This is a genomic window from Snodgrassella sp. W8158 (assembly GCF_016100435.1).
Classification (GTDB): domain Bacteria; phylum Pseudomonadota; class Gammaproteobacteria; order Burkholderiales; family Neisseriaceae; genus Snodgrassella; species Snodgrassella alvi.
Genome location: NZ_JACFSM010000002.1, coordinates 219,396 through 231,959 on the forward strand (window position 1 = coordinate 219,396; position 12,564 = coordinate 231,959).

At 36.3% G+C, this 12,564-nt stretch carries 5 protein-coding genes; 2 read left to right on the forward strand and 3 right to left on the reverse strand.

The features are described from left to right. On the forward strand, positions 1–804 hold the full coding sequence (locus H3V11_RS05595) for a carbon-nitrogen hydrolase family protein (protein ID WP_198223790.1): 804 nt from the start codon (positions 1–3) through the stop codon (positions 802–804). Between the two features lie 199 nt (positions 805–1,003). Continuing rightward, complete coding sequence (locus tag H3V11_RS05600; protein ID WP_198223791.1) at positions 1,004–2,365, forward strand: sodium-dependent transporter; 1,362 nt, start codon at positions 1,004–1,006, stop codon at positions 2,363–2,365. 264 nt (positions 2,366–2,629) lie between these two features. Here the strand turns inward: H3V11_RS05600 and H3V11_RS05605 are convergent, their stop codons facing one another. The 3 genes from H3V11_RS05605 to H3V11_RS11845 all read right to left on the reverse strand — a co-directional run bounded on the left by H3V11_RS05605 (position 2,630) and on the right by H3V11_RS11845 (position 11,321). After that, entirely contained in the window at positions 2,630–3,472 is an 843-nt protein-coding gene (locus tag H3V11_RS05605) for a class II glutamine amidotransferase (protein ID WP_198223793.1), read from the reverse strand. A 170-nt stretch (positions 3,473–3,642) separates the two neighbouring features. Then, entirely contained in the window at positions 3,643–3,864 is a 222-nt protein-coding gene (locus tag H3V11_RS05610; RefSeq protein ID WP_198223795.1) for a hypothetical protein, read from the reverse strand. A gap of 491 nt (positions 3,865–4,355) precedes the next feature. After that, positions 4,356–11,321, reverse strand: coding sequence for a hypothetical protein (locus H3V11_RS11845; protein WP_198223797.1), 6,966 nt, complete (start codon positions 11,319–11,321; stop codon positions 4,356–4,358). Positions 11,322–12,564 lie beyond the last annotated feature (1,243 nt).

The following is a 12,564-nucleotide window of genomic DNA, read 5'->3' on the forward strand; positions in this document are numbered from 1 at the left end:
ATGAATGGTATCAAAGTTGGCATCGTACAAATGGTTTCTGGTACTGATATTGCTGAGAATATTCAAACCATGCAGCGTCTGGTTCGGCAAGCTGCCGATGCAGGTGCGGAATGGGTAGTATTACCTGAATACTGGCCGATAATGGGTAAAGACGAAACAGATAAAGTAGCTGTGGCTGAGGTTTTTGGAGATGGCCGATTGCAAACAGCTTTGAAAACTCTGGCTGCTGAACTGGGGATCATATTGTTTGGTGGTACTATACCTTTACAAAGTACGGATAAAACCAAAATATTTAATACCATGCTGGTGTACGGACGCTCAGGAGAATTGCTGGGTTTTTACCATAAAATGCACTTGTTTGGTTACACTGGTGCCAATGAGTCTTACGCAGAAGCCGATACAATACTGCGGGGCATGGATGTACCCGAGCTGAGAGTTGATAATATCGCTGTGGCACAGGGTATTTGTTACGATTTACGTTTTCCTGAATTTTTCCGTGCCCAGCTTCCGTTTGAAGTACTGGTGTTACCGGCAGCATTTACTTATACCACGGGTAAAGCACACTGGAACACATTATTAACTGCCAGAGCAATTGAAAATCAGTGTTATGTGTTGGCGTCTGCACAGGGTGGGCAGCATCAAAATGGCCGCCGTACATATGGCCATAGTATGATTATTAATCCTTGGGGAGAAATCCTTGCCTCTTTGCCAGAAGGAGAGGGTGTTATTTGTGCAGAGCTGGATGCCGAATTTCTACAATCAGTACGTACTAAGCTACCGGCACTACAGCATCGATTGTTGTAAATATGTTTTTTTAAGTTAGCACTTTTTGGAACTAGCCTGAATTTAATCCATATTTAAGCCCATTATTTGGACATAATGTCTGAATAATGGGCTTAATAGTCTCAAAAACGGTACATTCACAATCATTTCTTGTCCAAAAATGTGATTCATGGCATGATTATTGATTAAAGTTTGAATTAAGAAGTAAGGGGCAGTAGCGATGAGTGGCGGAACAAAGAAAAAGTCGCATTCTCAGTGGAGCTCGCGGATGGGGTTTATGCTCGCCGCAGCAGGTTCAGCAGTTGGTTTGGGTAATATCTGGAAATTTCCCTATATGGCCGGTCAGATGGGCGGTTCAGCATTTGTGCTTACCTACCTGATTTGCATGTTTGTGATTGGTTTGCCTATTCTGGTGGCTGAGTGGCTGATTGGCCGTCGCGGGCAGAAAAATCCGATTCACACCATGGAAGATGTAGCTGCTGATGAAGGGCAATCTAAATCATGGCGCTGGGTAGGTATTATCGGCGTACTTGGTTCATTCCTGATTCTTTCTTTTTACAGCGTTATTGGCGGGTGGGCTGCTGATTACATTTTTCTTGCCGGTACTGGTACTTTTAAAGGTTTAAATGGCGAGGGTACCGGTCAGGTCTTCCAGCAATTTCTTGGTAGTGTAAGCCATTTACTTACATGGCATACCGTCTTCATGTTTGCTACCGCTTTGATTGTAGCCATGGGTGTTGGTGCCGGTTTGGAACGTTCTTGTAAAGTGATGATGCCAGGGCTGGGTCTTTTACTGATTGGTCTGGTGGTTTATGCGGCTGTTGTCAGCGGACCTTCATTTGGTAAGGCTTTTGCTTTCCTATTTACTCCTAACTGGTCTGCTATTACCGGTAAGGCAGTACTGGCGGCATTGGGGCATGCATTTTTCAGCTTGTCTCTGGGCATGGGTATTATGATGGCTTACGGTTCCTATCTGGGTAAAGATGTGAATCTGATTTCTACAGCACGTACTGTAGTTATTCTGGATGTTATTGTTGCCATGTTATCCGGTATGGCCATTTTCCCGCTGGTATTTGCCAATGGTCTGCAACCGGGAGAAGGTCCGGGTCTGATTTTTGTTACCTTACCTATCGCTTTCGGCAATATGGTCGGTGGTACTATTATTGGTATTGTATTTTTTATTTTCCTGACCTTCGCCGCCCTGACTTCTTCAATTTCATTGCTGGAGCCGACAGTTGAATTACTGGAAGAAAAAACTCATTTGGGACGTAAATCAGCGACTTTAGTAAGTAGTTTGTTTATCTGGGCATTGGGCATTGCCTGCCTGCTGTCTTTTAATGAGTGGCAGGATATTACAATTTTCGGTAAAAATATTTTTGATTCTCTCGATTATCTGACCAGTAAGCTTATGCTACCGTTAACCGGTCTTGGTACGATTGTATTTGCCGGCTGGATGATGAATCAGGAGAGAATTCGTCAGGAACTGAATTTAGGTCCGGCTGTATTTGCTTGTTGGAAAGTGCTATGCCGCTATGTTATTCCGATAGCCGTAATAGCAATTCTGATTTATGGATTTATGTAATCAATATATAGTTAATATTCTCATATCTGAGTAACAAAAAAATCCCGGAATTATCCGGGATTTTCTTTTATAAATTCACTAATTACTATAGAAAATGCCTGAAAGCAGATATAGATATTTAATGAATATTTGGATTTGCATCAAATATCTGCAATTGTTACTATACTTTAATCTGGTTTAAATCCATTCTGGATAAATAACATAAGATAGTTCAGTTAATAACAGATTTTCTAAAATTTTAGTTTCTTAGTTCAATTTAATCTGTTACATGCTAACGCCGGCTTTGCGTGCGATGGTCAGACCATCCTCTACACTCATATATTGAGCCGGCTGGATACAATCGCGCAAAACAATTTCTCCCTGGCTGAACATCACCAGTTCATTAACCGCCAGTTGTTGCCACTGCTCATTACAGGTAAGCGGTAATGTGGCAATTACGGCTACACGATCATGTGGTGTAGTAACCGCGGAAAAATCAATAGCTACGTCTTCATCTGCCAGGACAGCTTTACCAAAAGGCGCCTGCCGGATAATATAAAAAAGCAGGGTACTGGCATGGGCAATTAACCAGTCACCATTCGAAAGCATATAATTAAATAAACCATACTGACGCAGCTCAGTAGTAATTTCTGCTATAGCATTAAATAAAATTTCCCGAGAAGGCTTGTGACGAAAACGCTGGCGTAACTGCTCAAGAAGATAGCAGAAGGCCTGCTCTGAATCCGTAGAGCCTACCGGGTTAAAATATTCACCTTCAGAAGGATTAAAACGGCGCAAATTGCCATTATGTGCAAACACCCAGTATTCTCCCCATAACTCGCGTACAAACGGATGTGTATTTACTAAGTGCACTTGTCCCTGAGTAGCTTTGCGAATATGGGCTATTACATTTTCCGATTTGATTTTATATTGCTGCACCAAATCCGCTACAGGTGAGCTGGCACAAGGCTTATCATCCTGAAGCAGACGCACTCCGTGCCCCTCGAAAAAAGCAATGCCGAAACCATCTGCATGGCTGTCAGTCAGACCTCCCCGCAAACGAAAACCTTCAAAAGAAAAGACAATATCAGTAGGGGTATTGCAATCCATGCCTAACAACTGGCACATGTATTATTTCTCCATAGATAAATCAACAATATAATTTTTCATATTTCACCAAATAAAGATTATACATCGTGATTATATTAATCCATAATTTATAAACATACACACCCATAAAAAAGCCTGTAACCTAGTGTTACAGGCCTGATTCAGTTTATCTGAGTATAGCCCTGAGTTTACAGCAATGAAGCCGATGCATAATTATTGGATAAACCTACAGCAGGATCAGGTATTGATAGCGAAGAGTTACAACATTTAGCATCTTCTGATGCCATTGTGGCTATTGCCTGACTAAGTAACGTAGCGTCAGAAATATTCATGCCTTTATTGCATGCATTGATATTGGTCTGAGTATTTACTATGTGGGTGTATTCTTCATACTGCGCTGTATGCCTCAATGGAAAATCCGAAAATCTATTTATATAATCATCAGGATTATTTGTTAAATTATCTTCTGATAAATTAAACTGACGGTTATTAATATCGGTATTTTCTAAAAATTGAGAAATAGGGAAAGTAGTTTTTTTTCTTTTTAATCAGATTTAATAAGGTTTGTCCCTGCTTACCATCTTCTGTAAAGATGATATTGCCTAAATCTGAATTTTTACCCTTATTTTTAATATTATAACCAACCAGATAATAGTTATCTTTATTAAATTTATTTTTAACAACTATTCCAGTTCATAATATGAAAATGTAAGTGATTTTACTGATCAACTTTAATATAAGATAAACCACATACTATTAATATCTTACTATGAAAAATTAACAAATTTTTATAGAGTAAAATGACAAAATTTATCTATATAAGTATGAAGCCAATGAAAAACCTGTAACTACAGTTACAGGTTGATAAATAGATTTATTAAATATCAATATTTTGTAAAAATTAAAAATAATGATGAGTAATCCAATGCATTGGCAGTATATTCTCTTTACCTGAATCGCCTGCGTTTAAAGGATCATAACCTCCTTTAGGTGTAAGTTGTGACATTAGTTCAATAAGATGATCTATATTTTGTATTACTACACTACTGACCGGTTTTGAAGAAGGTTTAATATCTACGCTATTAGCTTTTATGGGGTTTGAAATACCCGGTGCTTTAATCGAAGTAACATAATTATTTGATGTAATATTATCATATTCTTCATATTTTTTTTCTGGAAAAATGTCTTTAGGTATATCATTAAAATATAAAATCTGGTCTTCAAATATATATCTGTAATCCCGATGTCCATTTTCAGCAAAGAATGAAGTTAATGTAACGGAGTCATCGCTATCATATGCCTGAATATTTAAATCCTCTCCTTTACGGATAAACCTGACATTTTCAGCTTTAGCGCCTTGAAAAAATAGTTCATCAGTCCATTCAGAGTAGTGTGTTCCATTATTACCATCTGTTTGGTTAATGATATCCTGACCATGGCCGTTCTGAAAAATATAAGTATTTTTTCCATAATCAGTGCTAATAATATCATTACCTGTACCACCAATCAGCACATTATAATCACCCATAGCAGCTAAATAATCATCACCGTCATTGCCAATTAATATATTTGCATAATCAGATATCCCCTCTATATTGTCATTCTCATTTGTTCCTATAACTTTACTATAATCCTCATAATCCTCATAAGATTCATCAAATATATCTTTATCAGGACTATATAGATAAACATGCTGATTATTCAGATTGCTCGTTAGTTCAGTTACATTTTCTTCCGAAGATTCTGCCAGATATTTTACAATATCTTCTAAGTAAAGCGTTTTATCATCAAATTCATAAGTAAAAGCGCGATGAAAGCGGCTTTCAAAAAAATTCTTCAAGGTAACAGAGTCATTGGTATTATAAGCATAAATTATTAAATTATTTTCAGATCTGCTAAAACGTGCATTTTGACTATTAGCACCTTTAAAAATTAGCTCATTGCTAAAGTAATGAAAATCAATATCATCATATCCTTTATCAAATATAATATCCTCACCGTGGTTTATCTGAAAAATATAACGATCTTTTTCCCAGTGTCCTCCTGCTAAATAATCGTTTCCAGAACCACCAATCAGGGTATCAGTGCCAATTTGTCCATAAAGACGATCGTTTCCGTTTCCGCCATCAAGTATATCATCACCGTCGTCAAAACATTCACCTGAATTAATGTATCGGGAATTTCCATATAAATAATCATCACCATCTCCGCCATTGATAATATCATTTCCTGGCCCACCCCCTAAATAATCATTACCACCATATCCATTTAAGATATCGTCTCCTCCAAAATCATCTTCTATACTATTGTCATTTTCATCTCCTTCAAGCTGATCTCGTCCACGCCAGCCAGTTCCCCATTCCTGCACATTTTTTACAAATATCATATTGGCAATATCATCTAGAGTAATTTGTTTATCATCAAAGATGAATCGAAAACTTCTGCCTGTAGGATTAGAAAAGAAATCAGCGATTAAGAGAGAATCATCTGTGCCATAAGCATAGATAATTAAATCATCTCCATCTGTTCCGCCGCGTATAAATCTGGCTTGATTAAAAATAGCTCCCTGAAATTCTATTTCATCTATAGAATTTTCAAAATCCAGATATCTTTCGTCTATTTCTTCATAATCATAATTTGAATCATAATCTCCCCAACCATAAATCACATCATGACCATGGCCTTTCTGGAAAATATAGCGATCAGTTCCTAAATCATCCCAAATAATATCATCACCTTTTCCTCCATTTACAATATCGTAACCACTTCCTCCGGTTAATTCATCATTACCATCACCACCATACAGTTCATCATCACCATCACCACCGTCTAGCTCATCATCACCGTCTGTACCGTAGAGGATGTCTTTTCCTTTCCAGCCTTTAATTATCGATTTCTGATGATTATTATTTCTATCATAATCGATTTTATTTATATCTTCGGAATTCAATGTTTTATCTGTAAAATTAAAAATAAAATTCTGATAAAGTTTGCCGGCAAAATAATTGGTAAATGTAACAGAATCTTCGGTTCCGTAAGCTTTAATTATCAGATCGACACCGGTACGACTGAACTGAGTCTGTGAATAACTGGCATTTTGAAAAATTACATTATTGGGATCCGTTTGTTCCCCTCGATCGTTAACAGTGTCATGTCCATGCCCTTTCTGAAAAATATATATGTCTTTTTCATAATCTCCGCCAGTCAGAATATCATTGCCTGAACCTCCGATGAGTGTATCCTCTCCCAGTCCGCCATTTAAAATATCATCGCCATCTTCACCATATAAAATATCGTTACCATCTCCACCTTCAATGTAATCATTACCTGCACCGCCATGTAAAATATCATTACCTGTATAGCCGTAGATGAGATCATTATTTTCTGTACCCCATATACTGTTGTCAGTAGAGTCTCCATCAATAATTTGATTATATTTTTGCGCAATGGTGTTAAGATTTGATGAAAACAGATCAAACAAGGTCTGAGATTTTTTATTGTCGGTGAATATAATCTGATCCAAAGGAAGACTATTCTTTCGACCGTCAGCAAAACAGCCTATCAGATAAATAGCATCTCCAAGTATGCCGGTATAGATTATTATCCCTTTTTCATATTGTGTAAAACTCAGTTGATCTAAATTATCTACTATGATAGTAGACTTACCATTATAATCCTCTATAGTGGTTATACCATCTCCGTTTTTGAAAATAAAACTATCATTACCCAGTCCACCGTTCAGATAATTATTTCCTTTACCTCCGTAAAGCCAGTCATCTCCATCGCCACCAAATAATTTGTCATCGCCACTACCGCCATAGATAACATCATCTCCATCATCACCTTGTAATAAATCATTACCGCCTCCGCCATAGATTGTGTCATTACCATTACCACCGTAAATAACATCATCTCCATCGCCATCATTATCTATATCAAATTCATTAGATGCATCACCAATTAATTTATCGTCGCCATCGCCTCCATAAATTAAATCGTTTCCGCCGCCTCCAAAAATAGTATCATTATCAGCACCGCCATCAAGGTAATCATTGCCATATCCGCCATCTATATAATCGTTACCATTTTCTCCGAAAATCGTATCATTACCATTATTTTGCGGATGATGTTCTGATGCTTTTTCTCCCATATCTCCATATAATCGATCATTACCTTTGCCACCATAAATCAGATCATCACCAAGCTGGCCGAGAACCAGATCATCACCTGAACCGGCATAAATTACATCGTTATATTCATTATTTGTAGCATCAATATGGGTATCGGCAGCCAGACTGAAATCACCTGCAATCTGATCATTACCCTCACCACCATAAATAATATCGCATCCGCCACCACCGAAAATTAGATCATCGCCAGTACCGCCATCCAGAGTATCATTACCGTATCCGCCAATTAAATTATCATTGCCTGCACCGCCTGAAAGATAATCATCGCCTGCCATTACAGTGTTTAGCTCAAAACCTGTCTGACAGTCATCTCCGAATAATGTATCGTTTCCTTCTCCACCAACAATCCAATCATCGCCACCGCCCCCAACTAAATAATCATTTCCTTCGCCGCCATCAATGTAATCATTACCATGTACAGCGACGTTTTCATTTAGAAAATCTCCATAAATTGTATCATCGCCATTATCACCATAAAGTTCATCATTATCGGCACCACCAAAAATCAAATCATTATCTTCTCCGCCATGTATATTATCATTACCATAACCTCCATCCAGATAGTCATCGCCGTCATCACCCCAGATGTGGTCGTTACCATTTAGTTCGGGATGGCGACCGGCGGCATCTGAATCATCCCCCCATATTTTATCGTTACCATTACCGCCATGCAGATAATCGTCTCCGCCGCCGCCAAATATTTCATCATTTCCTGCACCGCCATCAATGGTATCGCTACCATGATATCGGGCTTCCAGCATTCTTTCTTTTGTATAGCTATCATTATCACCAAAAAGTTTGTCATCACCATTCCCACCGATGATCACATCATTGCCGCCACCTCCGACTATTTCATCATTGCCGTCTCCACCATCAATATAGTCATCACCATGATCAGCACCATCTAGTGTATTCAACGATCCATAACCAATAATACCATCGCCATATAAATAATCATTACCATTACCGCCAATAATATGATCATTTCCACCCATTCCATAAACTGTATCATCCCCCTGCTCGGAAACCTCTGAATCTCCCTCAATATAATCATTCAGATTACTGCCTATAATGTCATCATTACCATCCCCGCCATAGAGAAAATCTCCGCCTGTATCTGCTGCGTCATTAATGGCATAGGTGATCCCATCAATGATCATTCTATCGTTATGGTTATTATATATTCCCCAATTAGGACCTGCATAAATAAGCTTTTTACCTGATGCTGGCATTTGCCAGCGTTCACCGGGGTAGTATCGATCAGATAAATATAATTTTCCATTTGCATATATATAATCATCTCCATTACCACCTTTAATCGTATCTGATCCGCCTCCTCCGGTCAGAAGGTCATTACCATCACCACCCAGAATCAGATCATTACCGAAACCGCCATCAATGGCATCGCCACCACCCATACCATAGATTTCATCATCCAGATCAGTACCGTAAATTACATCCTCAAAACCATTTTCTTTTTTACCGTTTACAATACTGCCGTCAGTATTGCGATTTTTCCAATTTGGATAATATAGCCCCGTTTTATTTTCATCCATATCAAAATAATCTTCTTTTCGGATGATTTTAGTACGCCAATCTCCTAGAATTTTATTTTTGCCGGTAGAGGAGGGATCTCCACCGCCGCTAAAATAAATCCCCAGCTTGTTTCCATGCATGATGTCCCATTGTCTAATAGTAAGTGAATCATTTTTATCAGTTAATGACTGAATATTTAAGTCACCACTGTTTTCTAATTTTAGTCGCCATTTATCATCTTCAGACTGCCATAGATTTTTTGCTATAACTCGCCATTTGTATTCAGAAAATTTTTTATTATTCAGATAGACTATGCCGTTACCATCATCGTCATAGATTTCATCCTTGCCGTCTCCTGAATTATAATAATAATTATCCATACCATTGCCACCGGATAAAGTATCATTACCTTTACCCCCACTTAGCGTATCATTGCCGTCGCCGCCTAACAGAAAATCATTTCCATTGTTACCAGAAATTACATCATCACCTTTACCGCCAACAATTACATCAGCCAGTTCTCCACCAGTGTATGATTGAGTATTATTTTCTGCCAACATGACTACATGATGTGCATTCTCAATGGTGTTAGGATCTGTACACCAATTTTGACCAGTTTGGTTATCGCAAAATAGAATTGCATCTTCTTTACCAAAGCCATACTGTACACGAATGGACTCGACTAATGATTTTAGTTGTTGATATCCCAGATGTAATGGACGGGCTAGGGGACCAGACTCAGCAATTTGTTGAAGGTGAGCCGGCTGCATTGTTAACTCATTGTCATATTCTTTTGCTTGAGCAAAGCGCATTTCCTGAATCATCCATGTACGTAACTTTATCCAGTTTTCTCCAACATCATTAATTGTTCTAACTTTAGGTATTTCGTCTGGATTTATGATTACTACAGGATTAAGCTGCATCAGTGCATTCAGATACAGCGATACTATTTGTTGATTGCCTTGTTTTTCCCATGTCTGCAACTGAGATAATAATTTTTCCGGCAGCTCATCGATAAACGCCAGCTGGTATTTAAATTCAAATTTGCCCGGCTGGCCGGCAATTTCCTGGCGATGACCATTCACCGGATCAAAGATAAATCCCAATCCTTTATCAGCAAAATTATCGTCATTAATGCTATTAATCCGCGGATCGGATGAATTAATGCTATTGGTATTTAATACTGCTGCTATAATCCATTTTGTTACACCCTTGCCACCAGCTACTTCCCAGTTAAATTTAAATTGCTGTTTTGCAGCGTCGGTATTTTTCTGATTTTCAAAATAACTGCCTTTATATTGGTCAGATGGAGAAGCATAGTCCTTGTACCATAAATTTTGGAGACCTTCTCTACCAAATTCAACCCAATAATCCTTTACCGGGGCATATTTGCTAGTATTATCCACCCACTTTTTCGCCAGTGCCTGATCAGCGCTGGAAATTGGCACTTTTTTATAGCAACTCCAAATCAGTAATCCTGTAACCGGATCCCTACCCGCTGCCTTTAGCGTTATCGAAGCAAGGGATTCAGGTGTACCAGTTAGTTTATTAATATAAATATACCCATTTTGAGCATCGCTCATGATTCCAGATAATCCCAAGCTCATCAACCAGCTATCGACATTGGTGCCTTTGGTAGCCCACATAGCTTCCCACACTTCTTCGACAACCTGTTCGCCTTTGATTTCACGCCCACCAATGAGTTTCCCCGACGCATACTGTTCAATAATGCGCATAGGTTCATACAGCGTCCAGTAGTTAATATCAACATTATTATTTTTAAATACCTCAATATGAAATTCTCGCATTTCCTTATAGCTAATATCCTGGCTTACACTACCTGATCCAGCTTTTTTCGCTAGAATATCTAGATAGCCCAAGGCCATGCCGCGGCGTATCTTATTGGTTTCATCGGTCGTTAGAATATGATTATGTTCATTCGCTACAGCCTGCATAAATTCCAGCGCGCCATTACCGGTAATGCTATCTGAAGAAGCTACTCCATATGCCCATTTAGCATAATGATAGCCACGTTTGGCCAGTTGCTGATACACCGCGCCAACATCGGATAAATCTCCATTTTCAATCTGATTACGCCATGCTTGAATTTCACTTAGACTTACATTTTGTGCTTCTAACATAATTTTCACCCTTCAGTTTTAAATTAGATTGTAGACAACCTCTAAATAAAAATTATTTATATTTTGAGTAATATTTGATTTAAAAATATAATAAAAATTCATTAATATAGAATCAATATTCTATATTTAATTACAAGTTTATTGTTTAAATAAATTAATAAAAATTATATTCTCCTATAACTAGTAACTAAAAATAAATTTGAAAATTTATTAATCTAAATACTTAATGCTAAAAAATAAATTATTATCAATTATTTTTAGTAAATATATTTGGTAAGGAGTAAATATAATAAATTTTAGTGTTTAAATACATATTTTGTTTCCTTTTTGTAGCTGCAAGGATATGTATAGTTAAATTAGCATAGAGTATATAATTATTCAAGTTAAATATCTGATTAATTTAATGATATTTTACTTAAGAAATGAAATTAATTTATTTTAAAATATAGAATGTAGAGATGAAATAGTTAATTTTCTGCATAAATTTTATAAAATATTTTTAAAACAGAACATAATTTTAAAAAGTATTTATATTTGTAAAATTTAATTTTATATAATATATTATGAATTAGGTGAATTTTTGGTTTAAAAAATTATTGAGAGTAATCAATTATGGTTTTATTTTATTTGCATTAATATTTATATTAAATATATTTTAATTCTGATTACTAATTTATTAATCTTAAACTTAATTAATTTAATTAAAAAGTAAGAAATATGTATTTTATTTATAAATTACCAGGATTAATACTAGTTTTAAATTAATTGGAGAAAGGTATTTTACTATTTTATCTAATATGAATATTGCTACAAAATGTAGGTGTTACATTCGGAATTTTACAGAGAGAATTATAACAACTACTATCGTTAAGAATGTCGTTATGATCTCCAACATGACAGAAATTCATACCATTGTCACCAAAAGGATATGATTACTATCCATTTTACAGGCGATAGCTCGGCTTAACTAAGTTAAAGTTATATTATGACAAACTGAAATAGTATCAGATAAATTATAAAAATATTTAATGTTATTAATTGGTTAATCTTACTGGAATGCTAATAATATATAAATAAATATTTTAATAAAAATTATTAAATTTAAATAATTATTTATATTTAGTTATAATTTTATTTTTTAAGTTAAGTATATATATTTATAAATAATTTATTACGTTGTTATAATTAATTTTGGATTGAAATTATGAAATGATAATTAAAATTTAATTTATATATCTAAGTT

Coding starts and splice junctions, on each gene's coding strand:
- H3V11_RS05595 (WP_198223790.1), top strand. CDS start 1: ATGAATGGTATCAAAGTTGGCATCGTACAAATGGTTTCTGGTACTGAT.
- H3V11_RS05600 (WP_198223791.1), top strand. CDS start 1,004: ATGAGTGGCGGAACAAAGAAAAAGTCGCATTCTCAGTGGAGCTCGCGG.
- H3V11_RS05605 (WP_198223793.1), bottom strand. CDS start 3,472: ATGTGCCAGTTGTTAGGCATGGATTGCAATACCCCTACTGATATTGTC.
- H3V11_RS11845 (WP_198223797.1), bottom strand. CDS start 11,321: ATGTTAGAAGCACAAAATGTAAGTCTAAGTGAAATTCAAGCATGGCGT.